This window comes from Xanthomonas euvesicatoria (genome assembly GCF_013112235.1).
GTDB classification, from domain to species: Bacteria; Pseudomonadota; Gammaproteobacteria; order Xanthomonadales; family Xanthomonadaceae; genus Xanthomonas; species Xanthomonas euvesicatoria.
In genome coordinates this window covers 4866719-4890524 of record NZ_JABFFS010000001.1, presented here as the reverse complement: position 1 = coordinate 4890524, position 23806 = coordinate 4866719, and the positions used below count along the sequence as shown (strand labels likewise).

The following is a 23806-nucleotide window of genomic DNA, read 5'->3' as shown; positions in this document are numbered from 1 at the left end:
TTTCCAGCATCGCTGCGATCGATCAGAACAGCCCGCCTCGATGCGGGCTGTTTTCGTTTTCGGTCCCGGCAATACGCCTGCGTGTGCAAATGTTTGCCCAGACTGCACGGCTGGCATAGTCTTCCGGCATGAACCCAGGCCCCACTGCCCAGGCGACCGTCGTGACGTCTCCGTCTTCCGACCAGGCCATCCCCGACTACGTCCTGCATCTCGAGCGCGCGGCCAGCTACCTGCCCAAGGAGCAGCTGCCGATCCTGCGCCGTGCCTGGGAAGTGGGCGCCAGCGCGCATGCCGGGCAGACCCGCAAGTCGGGCGAGCCCTACATCACCCACCCGGTGGCGGTGGCTGGCGTGCTGGCCGAGCTTGGCCTGGACATGGAATCGCTGATTGCCGCAATCCTGCACGACACCATTGAAGATACGCCGCTGACGCGCGAAGAACTGGCGTCGGAGTTCGGCGAGGCGGTGGCCGAGCTGGTCGATGGCGTCACCAAGCTGGACAAGCTCAAGTTCCGCGACCGCCAGGAAGCGGCGGCAGAAAGTTTCCGCAAGATGCTGCTGGCGATGTCGCGCGACCTGCGCGTGATCATGATCAAGCTGGCCGACCGCCTGCACAACATGCGCACGCTCGGCGCACAGAGCACCGAGGCGCGCGGCCGCATCGCGCGCGAGACGCTGGAGATCTACGCACCCATCGCGCAGCGGCTGGGCATGAGCCTGATCAAGTCCGAATTGCAGAATCTGGGCTTCCGCGCGTTGTATCCGTGGCGCCACGCCATCATCGAAAAGCACATCCGCAGCCAGCCGGTGGTGCGGCGCGAATCGATGGCGCAGGTGGAAGTGCAGCTGTCCCAGCGGCTGGCCAAGGAAGGGCTGGAGCATCGGCTGGTCAGCCGCATCAAGACGCCCTGGAGCATCTATTCCAAGATGCACGAAGAGAACAAGTCCTTCGACCAGGTGATGGACGTGTTCGGCTTTCGCCTGGTGGTGCGCACGGTGGCCGATTGCTATCACGCGCTGGGCGCGGTGCATGCCAGCTTCAAGCCGCTGGACGGGCGCTTCCGCGATTTCATCGCAATCCCCAAGGCCAATGGCTACCAGTCGCTGCACACCGTATTGTTCGGACCATACGGCTCGCCGATCGAAGTGCAGATCCGCACCGAAGAGATGGACCTGATCGCCGAACGCGGCGTAGCGGCGCACTGGACCTACAAGGTCGGCTCGGCCTCGCCCAACAGCGCGCAGAGTCGTGCACACGACTGGATCGTGGAACTGATCGATTCGCAGCGCGCCGCTGGCTCGTCGCTGGAATTCCTGGACAACGTCAAGGTCGACCTGTTCCCGGACGAGGTCTATCTGTTCACGCCCAAGGGCAAGATCCTGGCGTTGCCGCGCAATTCCACCGCGCTGGATTTTGCCTACGCGGTGCATACCGACGTGGGTAATCGCGCCGTGGCCTCGCGCGTGGACAAGAAGCTGGTGCCGTTGCGCACCAAGCTGGTCAGCGGGCAGGCGGTGGAGATCATCACCGCACGCTCGGCCACGCCCAAACCGCAGTGGCTGGAATTTGTGGTCAGCAGCAAGGCGCGCACCGCCATCCGGCATCAGCTCAAGCAACTCGAGCACGAAGATGCCGTGCAGTTGGGCCACCGCATGCTGGACCGCGCGCTGGAGGCAATGGACTCTTCGCTGGAACGGCTGCCCAAGGGTCGCCTGGACGCCTTCCTTGCCGAGCACCGCTATCCGCGTCTGGAAGCGTTGCTGGCCGATGTGGCGCTCGGCAACTGGATGCCCAATCAGGCCGCGCAGGCGTTGATGGCTTACGCAGAACTGCGTGGCGGTGGCCTGTCCAAGCATTCGCACGAGAAGATCCTGATCGACGGCAGCGAGCGCGGCGTGATCAGTTTCGCCAATTGCTGCCAGCCGATTCCCGGCGACGAAATCATGGGCTATCACACCGCCGGCAAGGGCATCGTGGTGCACCGCCTGGACTGCCCGAACCTGGCGGAACTGCGCAAATCGCCCGAACGGTGGGTGCCGATCGACTGGGACTCCAACGTGACCGGCGACTACGACACCGCGCTGGTGGTCGAAGTGGAAAACCGCACCGGCGTGCTGGCGCAGCTGGCGGCAGCCATCGCGCAGAGTCAGTCCAATATCGAGCGCGTGGACTATCTGGACCGCGACTTCAACGCAGCCGTGCTGCGCTTCAACATCCAGGTGCGCGACCGCCGCCACCTGGCCGAGGTGATGCGCCGGCTACGGCGTCTGCACGTGGTGCAGAGCGTCGGACGCCAGTAGCGCCTGGCGCGCTCGCGCAACAGTCGAGCAAATCCGCACAAAGGCCTAAACTGCGGCAACCCTTTGCAGTGGAGTGTCCATGTCCCAGATCATCCATACCGACCAGGCGCCTGCCGCCATCGGCCCGTATTCGCAGGCCGTGCGTGCCGGCAACACCGTGTATTTCTCCGGGCAGATCCCGCTGGACCCGGCCACCGGCGAGATCGTGCCGGGCGACATCGGTGCGCAGGCGCGCCGTGCATTCGACAACCTCAAGGCGGTGGCCGAAGCGGCCGGCGGCTCGCTCGACAAGATCGTGCGTCTGGGTCTGTATCTGACCGACCTGGGGCAGTTCGCTGCAGTCAACGCGGTGATGCAGGAGTATTTCCAGGCACCGTTCCCGGCGCGTTCGACCATCGAAGTCTCCGGTCTGCCCAAGGGCGCCGGCTTCGAAGTCGATGCAGTGATGGTGATCGAGTGATCCTGCGCCGCTGATCGGCCGTGTCGCGCACGCGCGTCGTCACACCGAGCCTGGCCGTCGCCGGCCAGGCTCGGCTGTCCAGCCTGCCCGGTGTTGGCCCGAAAGTGGCCGACAAGTTCGCTGCGCGCGGCATCCTGAGCGTGCAGGACCTGTGGCTGCATCTGCCGCTGCGTTACGAAGACCGCACGCGCTTGACCACCATCGCGCAGCTGCAAGGTGGCGTGCCGGCGCAGGTCGAAGGACGCGTGGAGGCTGTGGAGCGCGGCTTCCGCTTCCGGCCGGTGCTGCGCGTGGCAGTGTCCGACGCCTCGCACGGGACGCTGGTGCTGCGCTTCTTTCATTTTCGTGCGGCGCAGGTCGCGCAGTTCGCCGTCGGTACGCGGCTGCGGGTGTTCGGCACACCCAAGCCCGGCCAGCACGGCTGGGAGATCGTGCACCCCAGTTACCGCGTGCTCGCACCGGACGAAGATGCCGGGTTGGGCGACAGTCTGGATCCGGTGTATCCGGTGCTCGAAGGCGTTGGCCCGGCGACGTTGCGCAAGCTCATCGGCCAGGCACTGGAGCGTCTGCCGCCCGAAAGTGCGCTGGAATTGTTGCCACCGCACTGGCTGCAGGACGAGCGATTGCCCTCATTGCGCGCGGCTTTGCTCACCATGCATCGCCCGCCGGTTGGCACTGATCCACAGCAACTGCTCGCCGGAGGCCACCCGGCCCAGCAGCGCTTGGCAATCGAGGAATTGCTGGCGCACCAGCTCAGCCTGCGCCGGCAACGCATCGCGTTGCAGCGTCTGCACGCGCCCAGCCTGCCCGGCAACGGCACGTTGGTGCAGCAATTGTGCAAGGCGCTGCCGTTCCAGCTGACCGGCGCGCAACAACGCGTGTTCGAACAGATTGCGCATGACCTTGCGCAACCCTCGCCGATGCTGCGGCTGGTACAGGGCGATGTCGGCAGCGGCAAGACCGTGGTCGCGGCACTGGCGGCCATGTTGGCGGTGGAGCAGGGCAAGCAGGTCGCACTTGCCGCGCCCACCGAATTGCTGGCCGAGCAGCACCTCACCAATCTGCGCGGCTGGTTGGAACCGTTGGGCATCCGCATCGTCTGGCTGGCGGGCAAGGTCACCGGCAAGGCGCGCGCTGCAGTGATGGCCGAGGTCGCCTCCGGTCAGGCGCAGGTCGTGGTCGGCACGCATGCGTTGATGCAGGAAGCGGTGATCTTCCACGACCTGGCGTTGGCCATCGTCGACGAGCAACACCGCTTCGGCGTGCATCAGCGCCTTGCGTTGCGCGACAAGGGAGCGGCGGCGGGCAGCGTGCCGCATCAACTGGTGATGACCGCCACGCCCATTCCGCGCACGTTGGCGATGTCGGCTTACGCAGATCTGGATGTTTCGGCCATCGACGAATTGCCGCCCGGCCGCACGCCGGTGCAGACGATCGTGCTGAGCGCAGAGCGCCGGCCCGAATTGGTCGAACGCATTCGCGCCGCCTGCGCCGAAGGACGGCAGGCATATTGGGTGTGCACCCTGATCGAAGAAAGCGAAGAACCCGAGAAAGGCGCGCAAGGCCAGCAAGGCGGTCCGCCGCGCATCGAAGCGCAGGCCGCCGAAGTCACCTTCGAGGCCTTGTCGGCGCAGTTGCCGGGCGTGCGGGTGGCGCTGGTGCACGGCCGCATGAAGCCGGCCGAAAAGCAGAAGGCCATGCTGGATTTCAAGCAGGGCCGCAGCGACCTGCTGGTGGCCACCACCGTGATCGAAGTCGGCGTGGACGTGCCTAACGCCTCGTTGATGATCATCGAAAATGCCGAGCGGCTGGGCCTGGCCCAATTGCATCAGTTGCGCGGTCGGGTCGGGCGTGGCGCAGCCGCCTCAAGTTGCGTGCTGCTGTACCAGGCGCCGTTGTCGATGATGGCGCGCCAGCGTCTGGAGACCATGCGCCAGACCAACGATGGTTTCGTGATCGCGGAGAAGGATCTGGAGTTGCGTGGCCCGGGCGAATTGCTGGGCACCCGGCAAACCGGCCTGGCCAGTTTCCGCATCGCCGATCTGGCACGCGACGCCGGCCTGTTGCCGCGCGTGCAGGTACTGGCCGAGCGGCTGCTGGACGAAGCGCCAGAAGTCGCCGACCGCGTGGTCGAACGCTGGATCGGCGGCGCGGTGCGGTATGCGGCCGCTTGAGCGGCCGGGAGTCGGGAATCGGGATTAGGGAATCGTCAAAGCGGGATTGCTGCGACACGGGCGTCGTTGATTCGCGTGGCCGGCCGATCCTTGCGAAGATGCGGCAACGAATCCCGAATGCCCAATCCCGAATCCCATGACTGACAAGATACCGCTGCTGATCGACACCGACCCTGGCGTGGACGACGCCTTGGCGCTGCTGATGGCCTTCAACGACACACGCCACGAGGTGGTCGGCCTGACCATCGCCGCCGGCAACGTGGGCCTGGAGCACACCGTGCGCAACGCCTTGAAGGTCTGCGAGATCGCTGGCCGTACCGATGTGCCGGTCTACGCCGGCTGCCCGCAGCCGTTGCTGCACCCGTCGGTGGATGCGGCGCACGTGCACGGTCTCGACGGATTCGGCGATGTGGGCCTGGCACCGGCCAAGCGCACTGCCGAGGCCGAACACGCCGCGCTCGCCATCCTGCGTCTGTCGCACGAACACGCCGGCAAGCTGCTGCTGGTGGCGCTCGGTCCATTGACCAATCTTGCCCTGGCGCTCACCCTGGACCCGACCCTGCCGCAGCGCGTGGCGCGGCTGGTGGTGATGGGCGGGGCGTTGACCGGGCACGGCAATATCACCGCTGCGGCCGAGTTCAATATCGGGTTCGACCCGGAAGCGGCGCATATCGTGTTCGGCGGTTTTCCGCAGTTCGACGTGGCCGACTGGGAAGCCACCATTGCCCACGGCCTGCTGCACCGGGATGTGGAGCAATGGCTGGCGGCCGATTCTGGCCGCGCCCGGTTCTACGAGGAGATCTCGCGCAAGACCCGGCTGTGGTCCGAAGACAGCCGCGGCGAGTACTGGTATGCCGCCGACGCGCTGGCGATGGCGTTCGCACTGCACCCGGAAGGCGCCCAGCGGCTGGAGCAGCGCCCGGTCCATATCGAACTGTCCGGTGCGCATACCCGTGGCATGACCCTGGTGGACTGGAACCGGCAAGGCGGGGCGCCCGACAATGCCAATCTGCTGCTGGCCTATGACATCCAGCAGTTCTACGCGCTGGTCGGGGCCGCCCTGGCGGCGAACTGAGGCGACCTTGCGCCGGCTGCCTGGGCGCAGCTATAATACCCGGCTTATCCAGGCAGCCCGGCGCCAAGTCCATGAAAGATAACGTTCATCCCAACTACAAAGACGTCGTCTTTCACGACGTGACGTCCGATTTCAAGATTCTGACCCGTTCCACCATGACCTCGAAAGAGACCGTGAAGTGGGAAGACGGCCAGGAGTATCCGCTGATCAAGGTGGAAATTTCCTCGTCCTCGCACCCGTTCTATACCGGCAAGCACAAGGTGATCGACACCGGCGGCCGGATCGACAAGTTCCAGAAGCGCTACGCGCGCTGAACTTGCAGGACGGGCTGTACCGGCAGCGGCCGCGCATTGCGCGGCCGTTGTTTTTTGGGGCGCTGAACGCTTCGCCTGTATGCCTGGCGCGATGCGTCTACGACTTCTGTCCAAGCGACGGCCAAAATGCTGCTGTGCGATAATGGTCTGATCCGGGGCGATGCCTTGGACTTCCATCACGTGCCTGCCCATGTGGGATCAGGCGCCTTCCACTGAAGGAGCGTACACAGTGTCCGATCTTGATCAGGTCACGCTCAACGCCGGCGACAAGTCGGTCGTTCTGCCGGTTCTCAAGCCCACGCTTGGCAATGATTGCGTCGATATCTCAAAGCTGACCAAAGAAACCGGTCTGTTCACATACGACTCGGGCTTCACCGCCACCGCCAGCTGCAAGTCGGCCATCACCTATATCGATGGCGACAATGGCGTGTTGCTGTATCGCGGTTACCCGATCGAGCAGCTGGCCGAAAAGTCCAGCTTCCTTGAGGTCTCGTACCTGCTGATGAACGGCGAACTGCCGACGGCGGACGAATTCAAGAAGTTCGACCACGAAGTGACGCATCACACGATGATGCACGAGTCGCTGAAGAACTTCCTCGGCGGTTTCCGTCACGACGCGCACCCGATGGCCATGCTGGCCGGCTCGGTCGCCTCGCTGTCGGCGTTCTACCACGACACCCTGGACCTCAACGATCCGGAGCAGCGCCGTCAGGCCGCCATCCGTTTGATCGCCAAGGTGCCAACCCTGGCGGCTGCGGCGTACCGTTATTCGATCGGCTGGCCGATCCGCTACCCACGCAATAACCTGAACTACGTCGACCGCTTCCTGCACATGATGTTCGAAGTGCCGAGCGAGCCGCTGGAGATCAATCCGGTCGTTGCCAAGGCCCTGGATCTGCTGTTCATCCTGCACGCCGACCACGAACAGAATGCGTCGACCTCGACCGTGCGTCTGGTCGGCTCGACCGGTGCCAATCCGTACGCCTCGGTCGCCGCCGGTATCACCGCGCTGTGGGGCCCGGCACACGGTGGCGCAAACGAAGCCGTGCTGAAGATGCTCGAAGAGATCGGCACCGCCGACAACGTCGAATCGGCCGTGGCCAAGGCCAAGGACAAGAATTCCTCGTTCCGTCTGATGGGCTTCGGCCACCGCGTCTACAAGAACTTCGACCCGCGCGCCAAGATCATCCGCGAGATGACCCACAAGGTGCTGGGCGAGCTGGGCGTCAACGACCCGCTGCTGGAAGTGGCGCTGAAGCTGGAAGAGGCCGCGCTGAAGGACGACTATTTCGTGCAGCGCAAGCTGTACCCGAACGTCGACTTCTACTCGGGCATCATCTACAAGGCGCTCAATATCCCGGTGGAAATGTTCACCGTGATGTTCGCCATCGCACGCACCGCAGGTTGGGTGTCGCATTGGCTGGAGCAGCAGGTCGACCCGGAAATGAAGATCGGCCGTCCGCGCCAGATCTATACCGGTTATGACAAGCGCGATTACACCGACAGCGCCAAGCGCTGATCGGTCCACGCGTATCTGCGTAAACAAACGCCCCGCAGTGCGGGGCGTTTGCATTTGGATGTTGCGCGGCAGTCGCCTTCCAGCACAGCGTGCTGCTGTCGTGGCGATTGGCAGCGTCGTGTTACACGACGGTTCGTCCGTCTGCGGCTGGGCCCGAATAAACGACCGCTGCGTAGCGGCGTCGTGACGCCGGTTTAAAGAAGTACAGAGCTCGCCCGCGTAGGCAGGTTCCGCGTCATATGGCCGACTCAGCGCAGCAGCGGTGAGCCGCTGGAGCCGTCGCCGTCTGTCAACAACTGTCGCACCTGCGCGGCCGATGCACGCGGCATCGGCTTTTCGTCCAGCTGCGATAGCGGCGCCTGCCGCAGCGCGTCGTAGGGCAGCACGGTGAGATCGAAGGTGAGGTCTTCGGCGCTGAACAGCCACACCGGAAACTCGCCGTTGCGCTCGCGATCCAGGCGCAGCCGGCGCGTGCGCGACTCGGCCGGAATGCGGTGTTCTTCCAGAAACCGCTGCACGGCATCGGCATCGTCGCTGTGCAACTGCAGGTGCACCGGTGCATTGGCGTCGGCGGTGCCGTCCAGCACCGGGCCGGTCAGCCGTGGCTGGAAGGGGCTGAGAAACTCAAGCGCCCGCAACGCGGCTTCGCGACGTTGGCGCAGACGCGCACCGTGCGCAGGTCCGGCGAACAGGCGTTGGTACTCGCGCAACGCATCTTCGATCTCGCGATTGCGTGGCAGCGACGCATCGTCATGAATGCCGAGCCGGCTGGCAGCCTTGAGCTTGGCTTGATGGAAATCACGGATGCCGCCTTCGGCCATCAGGCGTGCGGCTTCGTGCGCCAGACGATGGCGACGTTCCCGGGTTCGTGTATCGGCGTGCGCGCGTGCGTGATGCATGACCGGGCTCCCCCTAATGAACCTGATCTGGACTCTACAACAGCTGCATGAAGACATGGCGAATGCGTCATGTCATTGCAAAGGAACGATCACGCAGCGGTGACCGGGCGATGGTCCAGGTACGGGTATGCACGGCCAAGGCGCAATGCGCGTGCGATATCCGTGGCGGGCAGGTGAGCGCTGCGCCGACCCGGCAACGTTGCCGCCAGCGATCCATCAGGCCGGCAATGGCCGGCGCGTATTGAATCGGGGGCCAACAAATTGGGGAACCGAACAGCCTCGCCGCTTTCGATTCCCCAATCCCGATTCCTCAGAAAATGTCGAACGCCTTTTCGTCCTGCTGTTCCTGCAGGCCGTAGTCGTAATCCTGCAGGCGGTCCAGATCTTCGTTCTTGACCCATTCGACGGCGCCATTGATGGTGGCCTGGGTCATGCCATCGGGTGGATCGTTGGCGGCGATCGGCTTGTCCTTGAGCGCTACGCGCATGTAGTCGATCCAGATCGGCAGCGCCGCCTTGCCGCCGTATTCGCGATAGCCGAGCGAGCGGAAGTCGTCGCGGCCCACCCATACGGTGGTGACGTAGGGGCCGCCAAAGCCGGAGAACCACGCGTCGCGGTGCTCGTTGGTGGAGCCGGTCTTGCCGCCCACGTCCTCGCGGCCGAGGACCTTGGCCGCGGTGCCGGTGCCGCGCTGGACCACGTCGCGCATCATCGACACCAGCTGGTAGGCGGTGCGCTCGTCGATCGCGCGCGGCGCGATCTTGGTCTGCGCGGTTGCCGCAGGGGCGGTCTGCGCCTGCGTCGGCGTGGCCGTGGCCGGCGCGGCAGGCGGTGTCTCCGGTGCCTGCGCGCCGAAGTTGAAGCCATCGACGACCTGGCTCACGGGCGCCACATTGCCGCCTTGCAGGGCGCAGGTGCGGCAGGCTACGGCCGGCACTTCCTTGAAGATGACATTGCCCTCGCGGTCTTTGACCTCATCCACGATCCAGGTGTCCACCCGTGAGCCGCCATTGGCGAACACCGCATAGCCGCGTGCCACAGACAGCGGCGTCAGCGAAGCGGTGCCCAGCGACATCGACAGGTTTGGCGGCAATTCGGCCTCCTGGAAACCGAATTGACTGATGTATTTGCGTGCGAAATCGACGCTGATGGCGTCCAGCAGACGCACCGACACCAGGTTGCGCGACTGCACCAGCGCTTCGCGCAGGCGCATCGGCCCGCGGAAGCCGCCTCCATCGTTCTGCGGCGACCAGGTCTTGCCGCGCCGGTCGCGGAACACCACCGGCGCGTCCAGCACGATCGAGGCCGGGTTGAAGCCCTTTTCGAATGCGGCTGCGTAGACGAACGGCTTGAAGCTCGACCCTGGCTGGCGGCGTGCCTGGGTGGCGCGGTTGAACTTGTTCCCCGCAAAGCTGAAGCCGCCTACCAGGGCACGCAGGGCGCCGCTATTGGCGTCCAGCGAAACCAATGCCGCCTGGCCGCGCGGCAACTGGTCGATGATCCACTCGCCGTCCTTTTCGCCGGCGCGAATGCGGGTCAGGTCGCCGCGGGTCAGCAGCTTGGCCGGGGTCTTGCCGGTCCAGCGGCTGGCACTGGCGGGCAGGGTCAGTTCGGTCTTGTCGCTCAGCACGACCGTGACCCCGCCATCGGGATTGGTGCGCGCCACGATCACCGCACGCAGTCCGCCCTGGGTGAACGCGCCTGCCAGGTGCTTGGCCAGTGCAGGCGCGTCCGCATCGGCGGGCACGTCGAAGTGCTGCTCGACGCCATGCCAGCCATGGCGATGATCGTAGACCCGCAAGCCGTCGGCGACTGCCACATCCGCACCAGTCTGCAGGGTCGCATCGATGGTCGTGGTGACGTGATAGCCCTTGTTGAGCACATCGCCGCCGTACTTGGCGATCATTTCCTGACGTACCAGCTCGGCCACGTAAGGTGCATACACCTCCACCGGCGGCTCATGCGGCTTGGCGTGCATCGGCACGGCCTTGGCGGCGTCGGCCTCGGCCTGGCTGACAAAGCCCAGGTCGGCCATGCGCTGCAGCACGTAATAGTCGCGACGCTCCTGCGCACGCTCAGGGTTGCTGATCGGGTTGCCGCTGGACGGGAACTTGGGGATGCCGGCCAGCGAGGCCATCTCGTCCAGGCTCAATTCGCTCATCTTCTTGCCGTAGTAGTACTCGGCAGCGGCCCCGACGCCGTAGGCGCGGTTGCCGAAGAAACTCTTGTTGAGATACAGCTCGAAGATCTCGTCCTTGCTCAGCTCACTTTCGATCTTGCGCGCCAGCAGGATCTCCGCCAGCTTGCGGGTGTAGCTGTACTCCGAACTCAGGAAGAACTGCCGCGCCACCTGCTGGGTAATGGTCGAACCACCCGGCACGCGCTTGGCATCGGTGGTTGTCAGCAGCCACACCGCGCGGGCAATGCCCTTGTAGTCCACGCCGCCGTGCTCGTAGAAGCGCGCGTCCTCGGTGGCCAGGAAGGCCTGCTTCAGGCGCAGCGGCACGTCCTTCATCTGGATGGGATAACGCCGGGTCTCGCCATAAACCGCCATGAGGCGGCCATCGCTGGAATAGACGTACATCGGCTCCTGCAGCTCGACCTGCTTGAGCGATTGAACGTCTGGCAACTTCGAGGAAATGGCGTAATACAGGCCGCCGGCAGCAATTGCGCCAAGCAGTGCGAGCACGACGATCGTGGCCAGGATCCAGCCCAGCCAACGGCGAATACGGGGCATGTAAGAGAGATTCCGATTGCAGATTTCTTGGTCACAGAGTATAGATGACGCCGAGTTTGGCTGGGGCCGAACTCTGGGGATCGCAGAAGACAGCACTGGGGTCACGGTCGCGGGGTCATTGCCTTGCGCGTGAAGGGCTTGTCAACTGTTAAAATTTGATTATTAATACGAGGGCGCACGTGCGTCCAAGTGCCCGTCGGCAGGGGAGTTACCGTGGGGCTTTTACCCAAGAGTCAGTCGCCACTGATTGGTGTCGACATTAGTTCTACTGCCGTGAAGCTCTTGCAGCTATCGCGCAGCGGGAACCGTTTTCGCGTGGAACATTACGCGGTGGAACCATTGCCGCCGAATGCGGTCGTGGAAAAGAACATCGTCGAAGTGGAGGCGGTGGGCGAAGCCATTCGGCGCGCCATCAACCGTTCCGGCAGCAAGGCCAAGAACGCGGCCGCTGCTGTCGCCGGGTCGGCGGTGATCACCAAGTTGATCCCGATGCCGGCCGATCTGGACGATAGCGACCTGGAAGCCCAGGTCGAACTGGAAGCCACCAATTACATTCCGTACCCGATCGAGGAAGTCAATCTCGATTTCGAGGTGCTGGGCCCGATGCCCAACAGCCCGGATATGGTGCAGGTGCTGCTGGCCGCCTCGCGTTCGGAGAATGTGGAACTGCGCCAGTCGGCGCTGGAACTCGGCGGTTTGACCGCCAAGGTCATGGACGTGGAGGCCTTCGCGGTCGAAAACGCCTTCGCGCTGGTTGCCAGCGAATTGCCGGTGGCCGCCGATGCGGTGGTGGCGCTGGTGGATATCGGCGCCACCATGACCACGCTGAGCGTGCTGCGCTCCGGTCGCAGCCTGTATAGCCGCGAACAGGTGTTCGGCGGCAAGCAGCTCACCGACGAAGTGATGCGCCGTTACGGGCTGACCTATGAAGAGGCTGGCCTTGCCAAGCGTCAGGGCGGCCTGCCGGAAAGTTACGAGGTCGAGGTGCTGGAGCCGTTCAAGGAAGCCACGGTGCAGCAGATCAGCCGTCTGCTGCAGTTCTTCTATGCGGGCAGTGAGTTCAACCGCGTCGACTGCATCGTGCTGGCCGGCGGTTGCGCCGCGCTGGCGCGCCTGCCGGAGATGGTGGAAGAGCAGCTCGGCGTGACCACGGTCGTTGCAAATCCGCTTGCCCAGATGACGCTTGGTCCGAAGGTTCAGGCCCATGCGCTGGCGCTGGATGCGCCTGCATTGATGATCGCCACCGGCCTGGCCCTGAGGAGCTTCGACTGATGGCAAGAATCAATCTATTGCCCTGGCGCGCGGAGCGCCGAAAGGCACGCGAGCGCGAGTTCTATTCGATGCTGGGCTTCGCCGCATTGGGCGGCGTGCTGTTGTCGGCGTTGATCTGGTTCTATTACGACGCGCAGATCAGCGGCCAGACCGAGCGCAATGCGTTTCTGACCACCGAGATCGACAAGGTCAAGGCGCAGAACGAAGAGATCAAGGAACTCGACAAGAAGAAGGACCGCCTGCTTGCCCGCAAGAAGGTGATCGAGGAACTGCAAGCCAACCGCTCGCAGATGGTGCACCTGTTCGATTCGCTGGTGCGCACCATTCCCGATGGCGTGGCGCTGACCAACATCAAGCAGGATGGCGACATCCTCACGCTGGAAGGTCGCTCGCAATCGAATGCGCGGGTCAGTGCATACATGCGCAACCTGGAAAGCTCGGGCTGGATGACCAATCCGGACCTGTCGATCATCGAGGCCAAGAGTCAGGACAAGGCCGGTCAACCTGCCGCGTCGTCGATGGACACCAAGACGCTGCCGTACGTGTTCACGCTCAAGGTCAAGCTGGCCAACCCGAACGAGGCTGACAAGAACGGCACTGCGCCGGGCGTAGCGGATCCGGCTGCGCCGGGCACCGCAGCACCGGGTGCTGCGCCTGCCGGTGCGACGCCTGCTGCTCCGGCAGCGGCGCCTGCGCCCGCAACGCCGCCTGCCGCTGCTCCTGCACCGACGCAGGCAGCACCGGCGCCAGCCAATCGGCCGCAGGAGGGGGCGGCGTCATGAGTAAGAAATCATTCAAGCTCAGCGATCTGGATTTCAACAACATCGGCGGTTGGCCGCAGCAGGCGCGCATCGTGTTCTGCGTGGTGGTCGGCTTGTTCATCATGGTGCTGGCCTGGTTCCTGTTGATCAGCAGCAAGCGCGATGAACTGGAAGGCCTGGAAAGCACCGAATCCCAGCTGCGCACCGAGTTCGAGACCCAACAGGGCCGCGCGGTGAACCTGGAGCCGCTCAAGCAGCAGCTCGCGCAGATGGAACAAGTGCTGCAGCAGATGCTGCGTCAGCTGCCCAGCAAGACCGAAATGCCGGATTTGATCATCGACATTTCGCAGACCGCGTTGTCCAGCGGCCTGTCCAACGAGCTGTTCCAGCCCGGTCCGGAATCGCCGAAGGAGTTTTACGCCGAAAAGCCGATCGCTCTGCGCATGGTGGGCAGCTATCACCAGTTCGGTGCCTTCGTCAGCGGTGTGGCCTCGCTGCCGCGCGTGGTGATCCTGACCATGCACGACATCAACCTCAAGCCCAAGGACCCCAAGGCCGGTATCGGCCCGCGCGGTGCGCTGGAGCTGTCCGGAACGGTCAAGACCTATCGTTATCTGGACGATGAGGAAATGGCCGAGCAGGAAAAGGCTGCGGCCAACGCTGCGAAGAAGGGCGGCCAATGACCATGAAATTGCTCAAGATTCTGTCCTGTGTGGCGTTAATTGCAGTATTGCCGGCGTGCACGCGCGGTGTGACCAGCACACCGGGCGATGCGCCGAATCTGGAAGCCTGGGTTGCCGAGGTGCGCGCGCGTCCTGCGCCGCCGCTGGAGCCATTGCCGGTGATGCAGCAGTTCGAGACCTTCGAATATGCAGCGCAGGCGATGCGCGACCCGTTCAGCGATGCCTGGGTCAGCGCGGAAGGTGGCAACGGCACGCGTCCGGATCCGAACCGGCGCAAGGAACCGTTGGAAGCCTTTCCGCTCGACGCCCTCGACATGGTGGGGACCATTGGCGGCGGTTCGGGCCTGATCGCATTGGTGATGGCGCCTGACAAGGTGACCTACCGGGTGCGGCCGGGTGTGTATCTGGGACAGAGCGATGGCCGGGTGACCGGGGTCTACGAAGACCGCATCGAGCTGATTGAACTTGTGCCGGACGGTGCGGGTGGATGGCTTGAACGGCCGGCCGCACTCGCATTGGATGATCAATAAAGTGATAGGGGATAGCACGATGACGTTTTCCAATGCCCAGCGGCTGCGTCCGGTACGACGCCACGCGATCTTCCAGGCCTGCGCGTTGGGGTTCGCGCTGGCGCTGGCGAGCGGCAGCGCGTTCGCCGCCGCGGCGCTGACTCAGCCAGCGCAGGATCCGGCCAAGGTCGCTCCGGCGAGCCTGGCGGTGTCCAAAATCGATTTCAAGCGCGGCGAAGACGGCGCTGGCCGTCTGATCCTGCAGTTCGACGGCCAGGGCGCCAGCCCGGACCTGCGGACGCAAGGCGACAACGTGCTGGTGGACATCAGCAATGCCAAGCTACCCGCCGAGCTGCAACGCCCGCTCAATGTCACCGACTTCGCCACGCCGGTGCAGCGCGTTGAAGTGAAGCCGTCCGGCTCCGGTTCGCAGCTGGTGCTGTCGACCAAGGGTGCCTTCGACTCGCTGGCCTACCAGACCGGCAACGAATACGTGGTGGAAATCACCCCGCGCAAGGGCCAGCCGGCGGTTGGCGGTGTGAGCCCGGCGGCGGTCACGCAGGCTGCCGCGCAGATCGCTGCGCGCGGCTACAGCGGCCGCCCGGTGACGTTCAACTTCCAGGACGTGCCGGTGCGCACCGTGCTGCAGCTGATCGCCGAGGAGTCCAACCTCAATATCGTCGCTTCCGACACCGTGCAGGGCAACGTCACGCTGCGCCTGATGAACGTGCCGTGGGACCAGGCGCTGGATATCGTGCTGCGTGCCAAGGGCCTGGACAAGCGCCGCGATGGTGGCGTGGTGTGGGTCGCCCCGCAACCGGAGCTGGCCAAGTTCGAGCAGGACAAGGAAGACGCCCGCATCGCGATCGAGAACCGCGAGGACTTGATCACCGATTATGTGCAGATCAATTACCACAATGCGGCGCTTATCTTTAAGGCGCTGACGGAGGCCAAGGGAATCGGTGGTCAGGGCGGCCAAGGTGGCGGCGGAGCAGGCCAGCAGGACAACGGCTTCCTGTCACCACGCGGACGCCTGGTTGCCGATGAGCGCACCAACACCTTGATGATTAGCGATATTCCCAAGAAAGTCGCGCAGATGCGCGAGCTGATTTCGCATATCGACCGTCCCGTCGATCAGGTGCTGATCGAAGGTCGCATTGTGATTGCGACGGATACATTCGCACGCGATTTGGGTGCCAAATTCGGCCTGGGTGGAACTCATACTTACGGTGACAATGTTGCAACCATCGGTAGTGGTGCAACTGGTGGTGGGGTTGCTGCAGGACGCGGTCTCAATGTGAATCTGCCCACCGGCGCGTTTACGAGCGGCGCCACTGCTCCAAGTCTTGCGTACACGCTTCTTGGTTCGAATTTCAATCTTGATCTTGAATTGTCTGCACTTCAGCAAGAAGGGCGTGGTGAGGTGATTTCCAATCCTCGCATCGTGACGTCCAATCAGCGCGAAGGTGTAATCAAGCAAGGTCGCGAAATTGGGTATGTAACCGTTACTGGTGGTACTGGTGGCCAGGCGGCGACCCCGAATGTGCAATTCAAGGAAGTGCTTTTGGAGCTGAAAGTAACACCAACGATCACCAACGATAACCGCGTTTTTTTGAATATGAACGTCAAAAAGGATGAGGTTGATCAGTTGATTGAACTGCCTCTTTACGGCACTGTCCCGTCGATCAATCGCCGCGAGATCAACACGGCTGTGCTTGTGGATGATGGTCAGACGGTGGTTATCGGTGGCGTTTACGAATTTACTGATCGTGCCAGTGTCAACAAAGTTCCGTTCCTCGGTGATGTGCCCTTCCTGGGCAATCTGTTCAAGAGCAGAGGCCGCCAGAAAAGCAAGGCAGAGTTGCTTGTCTTCATCACGCCAAAGGTTCTGCGAGTGGCTTCAGCCGTGCGCTGATGCCGCACACGCATCTTGACTGCAGGAAGGCCAAGTATGTCTGCATGCCTGGCCTTTCTCATTTTGCCAGCCAGCCAGCATGAACTCGATCACTCACTGAACATCCCAACGCCGCCAATTGAACCAATCGCGTTCGAATCGGTCACACTGGACCTATGAACGCACCGCCACTGCTCCCCCCCGAAGCCGTTGCCGCGCCCGCCGAGGACCGGCTGCACCGTCAATTCACCTCGCTGCGCGAATCGCTTGCGCAGCGCATCGTTGGCCAGGCAGCGCTCGTGGAGCGGCTGTTGATTGCCTTGCTGGCCGATGGCCATCTGCTGGTCGAGGGCGCGCCCGGGTTGGCCAAGACCACTGCCATCCGTGCGCTGGCTTCGCGGCTGGAAGCGGATTTTGCCCGGGTGCAGTTCACCCCGGACCTGCTGCCTGCCGATCTGACCGGTACCGAAATCTGGCGGCCGCAGGACAGCCGGTTCGAGTTCATGCCCGGGCCGATCTTCCACCCGATCCTGCTGGCCGACGAAATCAACCGCGCACCAGCCAAGGTGCAATCCGCGCTGCTGGAAGCGATGGGCGAGCGGCAGGTGACGGTCGGCCGGCATACCTATGCGCTGCCGCAGTTGTTCCTGGTGATGGCGACGCAGAATCCGATCGAGCAGGAGGGCACGTTCCCGCTGCCCGAAGCGCAGTTGGATCGCTTCCTGATGCATGTGCGCATCGGCTATCCCCAGGCCGACGCCGAGGCGGAAATCCTGCGCCTGGCACGCGAGTCCGCCCGCGACACGCTGGAAAAGCACGAGACCGTACCGGACAAGATTCCATTGGAAGATGTCTTCGCCGCGCGCCGTGTGGTGCTTGACGTGCATCTGGCACCGCAGCTGGAACGCTATCTGATCGAAATCGTGCTGGCCTCGCGCGATGCCAAGCGTTACGACCCGGCATTGGCGCGGCGGATCGCCTGGGGCGCCAGCCCGCGTGGCTCGATCGCACTGGAACGGTGCGCGCGCGCACGGGCGTGGCTGGCCGGGCGAGACTACGTGACGCCGGACGATATCCGCGCCATTGCCCCTGACGTACTGCGGCATCGCGTCCTACCCAGCTACGAGGCCACCGCCGAGGGTTGGGACGGCGAACGCCTGATCGCTGCACTGCTCGAAAAGATTCCGCTGCCCTGATCGGGGAGCGTCGCTGAGGTATGCCGCACTCTCGCCAGACACCGATGTCTTCGATGCCGTTCTCGTCCCCTGCAGCCGCCCCCTCGCCAGTCGCTGGCGATGGAGTGCGCCCAGCGCTTGCAGAACTGATTGCGCTGCGCGGTACTGCAATCCATCGCGGTCAACCGGGACGTGGCCGGCACGGGGTGGTGGGGCCGGTGCCGGCCGCCACGCGCGGGCGCGGCATGGAATATGCCGAGTCGCGTGAGTACGTGGCTGGCGATGATGCGCGGCATATCGATTGGCGCGTGACCGCGCGAACCGGGCGAGCGCACACCAAATTGTTTCAGGCTGAGCGCGAGCGTTTGAGCCTGATCGTGGCCGATACCTCGCCTGCGCTCTTCTTCGGTACGCGCGTGCGCTACAAATCGGTGCAGGCCGCACGCGCCGGCGCGGTCGCCGCATGGCTGGCGCAGCGCCAGGGCGATCGTATTGCAGCCTTGCGCGGCACCGCGAGCGAGGCGCCGATTGCGCCGCGGTCCGGTCAGCGTGGTGTGCTGCCGGTGTTGGATGCCTTGGCGCGTTGGTATGCCCAGCCGCCGTCCGGCGATGCGGGGCTGGAGGTGGCGCTGGATCATGCGGCGCGCCTGTTGCGCCCCGGCGCGCGCCTGACCGTGCTGGCCGATGCGCGCAGCGCCGGCCGGATTTCTGCCACGCGCTGGTCGGGCTTGGCCTTGCATCACGAGGTGGTGGTGATCGTGCTGGTCGATCCGCTGGAACTGGCGCCACCGGCACGTGCAGTCACCTTCGACGTGCGTGGCGAGCGCATCGCGATCGATCTGTCGACTCAGGCCGGACGTGCACGCTGGCAGGCCGAATTCGTCGCGCCGCTGGAGCATTTGGGGTCGCTCCTGCAGGCACGCGGCGTGCGCTTGCATCGCCTGTCCACCGACGATGCCAGCGATGCGTGGTTGGGCGGCAGCCCTGCCGCGCGGAGTCGCTGACGATGTCCCCGCAGTCGCTGCCGCTGCGTGATGTGCACCTGCCGCCGTCGCCGTCGTGGTGGCCGCTGGCACCGGGCTGGTGGCTGGTGATCGCGGTTGTCGTGCTGGTGGTGGGGAGCGCGTGGGTCTGGTGGTGGCGCCGGCGTCAGCGCCAGCGCCGCTGGCTGGCTGCGTTCGATGCGGAACTAGCGCGCGCCACGACGCCTGCGCAGCGCTTGGCGGCCGTGTCGGTGCTGCTGCGACGTGCGGCGCGGCGCGTCGACCCGCAGGCCGACCGCTTGCAGGGCGAGGCGTGGTTGCAGTTTCTGGATGGGCGCAAGCGCAAGGACCAGGTGTTTTCGCAGGGGCCGGGCCGGGCTGTGCTGGAAGGCGGCTTTCAGCGTGCACCCACCGTCAGCGATCTGCCTGCGGTAGAAGCGTTGGCGCGGCAGCGCTTTGTGGCGTTGATGCGGGGCCGGCGATGAACTGGTTGCAGTGGTCGCAATGGCAGGATGCGTTGGCGCACTGCGCCTGGCCGTGGGCGTGGTGGCTGATGCCCTTGCCGTTGCTGATGTGGTTCTGGCCGCAACGCCGCGCCGATGCGGCCGCACTCCGCGTGCCGTATGCGGAGCAGTTGCAGGCGGTGGCGCAGGCCAAAAGCGCGCCGGTGCTGCGGATGCCGCGTTGGTTGGCGTGGCTGGCCTGGTTTTTGTTGTGCGCCGCGCTGGCACGTCCGCAGCAATTGGGCGAGGTGATTCAACCGCCGCGCGAGGCGCGCCAGATGATGTTGGCGGTGGATCTTTCGGGCAGCATGAGCGAGCCCGACATGGTGCTTGGTGGCAAGGTGGTGGACCGGCTCACCGCCGCCAAGGCCGTGCTGTCGGACTTTCTGGATCGGCGCGACGGCGACCGCGTCGGTCTGCTGGTATTCGGCCAACGCGCGTATGCGCTGACACCGTTGACCGCGGATCTGACCTCCGTGCGCGATCAGTTGAGCGACAGCGTGGTGGGCTTGGCCGGGCGCGAAACCGCGATTGGCGATGCGATCGCCTTGTCGGTCAAGCGCCTGCGCGAACAGAAGCAGGGCCAGCGCGTGGTGGTGTTGCTCACCGATGGCGTCAACACCGCCGGCGCACTCAATCCCCTGAAGGCCGCGGAACTGGCCAAGGCCGAAGGCGTGCGCGTGCACACCATTGCCTTTGGCGGCAGTGGCGGCTATTCCTTGTTCGGGGTGCCGATTCCGGCCGGCGGCAACGACGACATCGACGAAGACGGGCTGCGCAAGATCGCCCAGCAGACCGGCGGGCGCTTCTTCCGCGCCCGCGATACTGAGGAGCTTGCCGGCATCTATGCCGAGCTGGATCGGCTGGAACCGGTCAAGGGACTGGGGCCTTCGGTGCAGCCGCGCGTCGAGCGTTACTACTGGCCATTGGGCGCGGCAATCGTCGTTGCCCTGTTGGCCTATCTGCTGCCGCGGAGGTGGCAATGGACGCGCTGACCGAGCTGGCGGGGTGGCTGCAGTCGTTACATCTGTTGCGCCCGACGCTGTTGTGGGCGCTGTTGGCGATCGTACCGGCGGCTGCGCTGTGGCACTGGCGTCGCCGCGATGCCGACGTCTGGCGGCAAAGCGTGGATGCGCATCTGTTGCCGAAGCTGTTGGTCTCCGGCGGTCGGCGCGGATGGCTGGGATTCGTGCTGGCTGCGCTGACCTATGCGTTGGCCGTGCTTGCGATGAGCGGGCCGAGCTGGCGGCAGACCGAGCATCCGGTATTTCAGTCGAGCATGCCGCTGGTGGTGGTGCTGGATCTGTCGTCCAGTGCCAACGCAACCGACCTGCCGCCTTCGCGCCTGCTGCAGGCGCGCGCCAAACTGGCGACGCTGCTGCGCAAACGAGCCGGGGGCGAGGTGGCATTGCTGGTGTATGCAGGCGAGAGTTTTACGGTTGCGCCATTGACCGAAGACAGTGCCAACGTGGCCTTGTTTCTGGATGCGCTGTCGCCGTCGGTCATGCCGGTCGATGGCAAGCGTGCCGACCGGGCGATCGATGCGGCCGCGCAGTTATTGCAGCAGGCCGGCTTCAAGCAAGGCGAGATCCTGCTTGTCAGCGATAGCGCAGATCGCTCCGCCGAAAGTTCGGCGCGGGTGGCACGTTCGCGCGGCTTCAGTGTCTCGGCGCTCGGTGTGGGCGGCGAGCGCGGTGCGGCGTATCGCACGGCCAGCGGTGAAATTGCACAGGCCAAGCTCGACGAGGGCAGTCTGCGCACCCTGGCCGCGCAGGGGGGCGGGCGCTATGCGCGCATTGCGCCGGACGATGCAGACCTGCGGGCGTTGGGCGTGCTCGATCCATCGCAACAGCCGTTGGCCGATGAAACCGCCGAGTCCGATGGCGGCAAGAGCTGGCTCGACGAAGGCTATTGGCTGGTGCTGCCGGTGATGCTGCTGTCCCTGCTGGCGTTTCGTCGCCGCGCGGTGGTGGCCGTGCTGGCGATGGTGTGCGTGCTGCCGCTGGCGCAGCCCGCGCACGCGGCCGATGGCACCTTGTGGCAGCGTGCCGATCAGGTGCAACAACAGCGCCTGGATGCCGGGGTGCAGGCGTATCGCAAGGGCGATTTCGCAGCGGCGCAGAAGGCCTTCGAAGCGGTACCGACCGATGAGGGGCTGTACAACCTCGGTAACGCGCTGGCGCGACAAGGCCAGTACGACGCGGCGATCGCGGCCTACGACCGTGCGCTCAAGCAACATCCGAATCAGCAGGACGCCATCGCCAATCGCGCGGCGGTCGATGCGGCGCGCAAGCGCCAGCAGCAGACCAACAAGGATGGCAAGGGGCAGTCCAAGGACCTGAAGCCATCCGGCCAGGATGGGAAGGGGCAACAGCAGGCGGGCCAGAATCAGCAGGACAAGCAATCCGGCCAGGATGGGCAGAACCAGCACGACAGCAAGAACCAGCCCTCTGAGGGGCAGCCGCCACAGGACGGCAGGCCACAAGATGCGCAGGCCAAGAACGGGCAGGGCGAGCAACGCAAGCAGGACACGCCGCCGCAATCTGCCGATGCCAAGGCGCAGCAGCAGGCCGATGAGGCACAGCGTCGCAAGATGCAGCAGGCCATGGCGCAGGCGGGCAACAAGCAGGCCGATGCCAGCGGCAAGCAGGAGGCCGCCGTCGCCGGCGAGACGCCGGAACAACGCGAGCAACGTCAGGCGGTGGACGCATGGCTGCGGCGGGTGCCGGACGATCCGGGGAGCCTGCTGCGTACCAAATTCAGGCTGGAATACGAACGCAGGCAACGGGACGGACGATGATCGGCAGACAGCATTTACGTCGCGCGGCAATCGGCATGCTGGCCAGCGTGGCACTGTTGGCGTGCGCGCCGGTGGGTGCGGTCACGCGCGCGTGGCTGGATCGCGACAGCGTCAATGTCGGCGATGTGGCGATGTTGAATATCGAAACCGACCAACGCGGCGTCGACCCGGATTACACGCCGCTGCGCAGCGATTTTTCGCTGGGCGCCAAGAGCGCCAATCAGCAGATGCAGGTGACCAATGGGTCGGTGACGGTGCGTGCCTTGTTCGGCGTGGTACTGACGCCGCGCAGGAGTGGCGAACTCATCGTGCCGGCGATACGCGTGGGCAATGAACGCACCGAACCGCTGCGCCTGCAGGTGGTTGGCGCGGCGAACGATCCCGCGAGCAGCTCCGGCAACGCTGCCGGCGCGCCGAGTGCGGCGCAGGGCAATGAAGAAGCCTTCGTCCAAACCCAGGTGGACGACCCGCAACCCTACGTGCAGCAAAGCGTGGGCGTGGTGGTGCGGTTGTACTTCGCCACCCAACTGGCATCGGGCGAATTGGATCTTGAGGCACCCGATGGGGCATCGATGCAGCGCGTCGGCGACGACGTCAGCTCGGTCAAGGTCGTCAATGGACGCCAATACAATGTGGTGGAGCGGCGCTACCTGCTGGTGCCCGAGCGCAGCGGTCGCCTGCTACTGCCGCCGGCACGTTTCAACGGGCGTTCGGTAGGCGGGTTTTTCGACGATTACTTCGGGCGTGGCAACGGTGAGTTGAGTGCGCGCAGTGCGAGCATTCCGCTGCAGGTGCGCGCGCAACCGGCCAATGCGCCGCAGCCATGGCTGCCGTTGCGCAGCCTGCAGTTGCGCTACACGACCACGCCTCAGCGGGCGAGAGCCGGTGAGGCGGCCCAATTCGTGGTGGAAGCCAGTGCGCGCGGCGCGACCCAGGCGCAGTTTCCCGAATTGCCCACGCCCAGCGTGCCCGACGCGCAGGTATTCGCCGAGCCGCCGCAATTCGAGGAACGCTTTGTGGACGGCTCGCCGCAACTGCGACTGACCCGGCGCTATTCGATCGTGCCCAACCGCGCCGGTCCGTTGGTGGTGCCCGGGCTGCAGATGGCATGGTGGGATGTGGGGGCAGGCGCAGCCAAGACCGCGTCACTGCCCGACCTGACGCTCGATGTGGCGGCAGGTAGCGGTGCGTTTGCGACGCCTGCGCCGGCATCGGCGCCGAATCCGGCACCCGATCAATCGGCGCCGACACCCGATCGCACGCTCACCCTGCAAGCACCATCTCCCGCGCGAGCGCCGTGGGGATGGATCGCGGCGGCGATCGGATTTGCGCTTTTGTGGATCGCCACGCTGGTGTGGGCGTTATTGCGTCGGCGCGGTGCTCCGCGCGGTGCATCAGGCGGCAATGAGGGCAACGGCAGCGACGTGCCAGCCCAGGGCAGACGTGCGACCCACGGCGTTGCCGAGTTGCGCCGCGCGCTCGACACCGGCGGCATGGACGAGGTGGCGGCGGTGCTCTGCGGCATGGCCGGTGTTGCCGATATCGATGCAGTGATGGCGGCATTGGCCGACCCGGCGCAGCGTGCAGCCGTGGCGCGCATGCAGCGCGCACGCTGGGGCGGCGACGGCGATGTGACCGGCGCGCGCGCTGCCTTGCGTGAAGCGTTCGCCAAGGGGCCGCGCTGGCGGCATGCAAGTGCGGCCGAACCGGAGGTGCTGGCGCCGCTGTATCCGCCTGCGCCTTGACTG

Annotated in this window: 19 protein-coding genes; 17 read left to right on the top strand and 2 right to left on the bottom strand. The window is 65.0% G+C overall.

Annotation, left to right across the window (positions count from 1 at the left end; all coding sequences use genetic code 11):
* Window positions 1-128 precede the first annotated feature (128 nt).
* The 6 genes from HLH45_RS20825 to HLH45_RS20800 all read left to right on the top strand — a co-directional run bounded on the left by HLH45_RS20825 (window position 129) and on the right by HLH45_RS20800 (window position 7842).
* Window positions 129-2300, top strand: coding sequence for a RelA/SpoT family protein (locus HLH45_RS20825; RefSeq protein ID WP_008575831.1), 2172 nt, complete (start codon window positions 129-131; stop codon window positions 2298-2300).
* A gap of 79 nt (window positions 2301-2379) precedes the next feature.
* On the top strand, window positions 2380-2760 hold the full coding sequence (locus HLH45_RS20820; RefSeq protein WP_005911914.1) for a RidA family protein: 381 nt from the start codon (window positions 2380-2382) through the stop codon (window positions 2758-2760).
* A gap of 20 nt (window positions 2761-2780) precedes the next feature.
* A complete protein-coding gene (gene recG / locus HLH45_RS20815; protein WP_008575833.1) occupies window positions 2781-4934 on the top strand; it encodes an ATP-dependent DNA helicase RecG in 2154 nt (717 codons plus the stop codon).
* Window positions 4935-5070: 136 nt separating this feature from the next.
* Window positions 5071-6009, top strand: coding sequence for a nucleoside hydrolase (locus HLH45_RS20810; RefSeq protein ID WP_008575834.1), 939 nt, complete (start codon window positions 5071-5073; stop codon window positions 6007-6009).
* A gap of 71 nt (window positions 6010-6080) precedes the next feature.
* Window positions 6081-6323, top strand: coding sequence for a type B 50S ribosomal protein L31 (locus tag HLH45_RS20805; protein WP_005911911.1), 243 nt, complete (start codon window positions 6081-6083; stop codon window positions 6321-6323).
* A gap of 229 nt (window positions 6324-6552) precedes the next feature.
* Window positions 6553-7842, top strand: a complete 1290-nt coding sequence (locus tag HLH45_RS20800) for a citrate synthase (protein ID WP_003486167.1) — start codon at window positions 6553-6555, stop codon at window positions 7840-7842.
* A 248-nt stretch (window positions 7843-8090) separates the two neighbouring features.
* Here the strand turns inward: HLH45_RS20800 and HLH45_RS20795 are convergent, their stop codons facing one another.
* Together HLH45_RS20795 and HLH45_RS20790 are read right to left on the bottom strand one after the other, a co-directional pair.
* The gene (locus HLH45_RS20795; protein WP_008575838.1) at window positions 8091-8741 is read right to left on the bottom strand and encodes a hypothetical protein; all 651 of its coding nucleotides are present in this window, start codon (window positions 8739-8741) and stop codon (window positions 8091-8093) included.
* A 310-nt stretch (window positions 8742-9051) separates the two neighbouring features.
* Entirely contained in the window at window positions 9052-11478 is a 2427-nt protein-coding gene (locus tag HLH45_RS20790) for a penicillin-binding protein 1A (protein ID WP_008575839.1), read from the bottom strand.
* A gap of 213 nt (window positions 11479-11691) precedes the next feature.
* Between HLH45_RS20790 and HLH45_RS20785 the strand changes: the two genes are divergently transcribed.
* The 11 genes from HLH45_RS20785 (at window position 11692) to HLH45_RS20735 (ending at window position 23803) form a co-directional block, all read left to right on the top strand.
* Window positions 11692-12750 (top strand): pilus assembly protein PilM, encoded by a 1059-nt coding sequence (locus tag HLH45_RS20785; protein ID WP_011348458.1) that lies wholly within the window; start codon window positions 11692-11694, stop codon window positions 12748-12750.
* Window positions 12750-13532: a PilN domain-containing protein gene (locus HLH45_RS20780; protein ID WP_008575843.1), complete on the top strand. Its 783-nt coding sequence runs from the start codon at window positions 12750-12752 to the stop codon at window positions 13530-13532. The genes HLH45_RS20785 and HLH45_RS20780 overlap by 1 nt, the downstream gene beginning before the upstream one ends.
* A complete protein-coding gene (locus HLH45_RS20775) occupies window positions 13529-14194 on the top strand; it encodes a type IV pilus inner membrane component PilO (protein WP_008575845.1) in 666 nt (221 codons plus the stop codon). Before HLH45_RS20780 ends, HLH45_RS20775 begins: the two co-directional genes overlap by 4 nt.
* The gene (locus HLH45_RS20770) at window positions 14191-14724 is read left to right on the top strand and encodes a pilus assembly protein PilP (RefSeq protein ID WP_007974439.1); all 534 of its coding nucleotides are present in this window, start codon (window positions 14191-14193) and stop codon (window positions 14722-14724) included. The genes HLH45_RS20775 and HLH45_RS20770 overlap by 4 nt, the downstream gene beginning before the upstream one ends.
* Before the next feature lie 19 nt (window positions 14725-14743).
* Window positions 14744-16618, top strand: a complete 1875-nt coding sequence (locus tag HLH45_RS20765; RefSeq protein ID WP_008575846.1) for a type IV pilus secretin PilQ — start codon at window positions 14744-14746, stop codon at window positions 16616-16618.
* Between the two features lie 155 nt (window positions 16619-16773).
* Window positions 16774-17793 (top strand): AAA family ATPase, encoded by a 1020-nt coding sequence (locus HLH45_RS20760; RefSeq protein WP_008575849.1) that lies wholly within the window; start codon window positions 16774-16776, stop codon window positions 17791-17793.
* Between the two features lie 20 nt (window positions 17794-17813).
* Window positions 17814-18776, top strand: coding sequence for a DUF58 domain-containing protein (locus HLH45_RS20755; RefSeq protein WP_033479015.1), 963 nt, complete (start codon window positions 17814-17816; stop codon window positions 18774-18776).
* A gap of 2 nt (window positions 18777-18778) precedes the next feature.
* Window positions 18779-19240 carry a DUF4381 domain-containing protein gene (locus HLH45_RS20750; protein ID WP_008575854.1) on the top strand — a complete coding sequence of 154 codons (462 nt, stop codon included), beginning with the start codon at window positions 18779-18781 and terminating at the stop codon, window positions 19238-19240.
* A complete protein-coding gene (locus tag HLH45_RS20745) occupies window positions 19237-20253 on the top strand; it encodes a vWA domain-containing protein (protein ID WP_008575856.1) in 1017 nt (338 codons plus the stop codon). Before HLH45_RS20750 ends, HLH45_RS20745 begins: the two co-directional genes overlap by 4 nt.
* Window positions 20241-22058, top strand: coding sequence for a VWA domain-containing protein (locus HLH45_RS20740; protein WP_008575858.1), 1818 nt, complete (start codon window positions 20241-20243; stop codon window positions 22056-22058). The genes HLH45_RS20745 and HLH45_RS20740 overlap by 13 nt, the downstream gene beginning before the upstream one ends.
* Window positions 22055-23803 (top strand): BatD family protein, encoded by a 1749-nt coding sequence (locus HLH45_RS20735; protein ID WP_033479017.1) that lies wholly within the window; start codon window positions 22055-22057, stop codon window positions 23801-23803. The genes HLH45_RS20740 and HLH45_RS20735 overlap by 4 nt, the downstream gene beginning before the upstream one ends.
* Window positions 23804-23806: the final 3 nt, after the last annotated feature.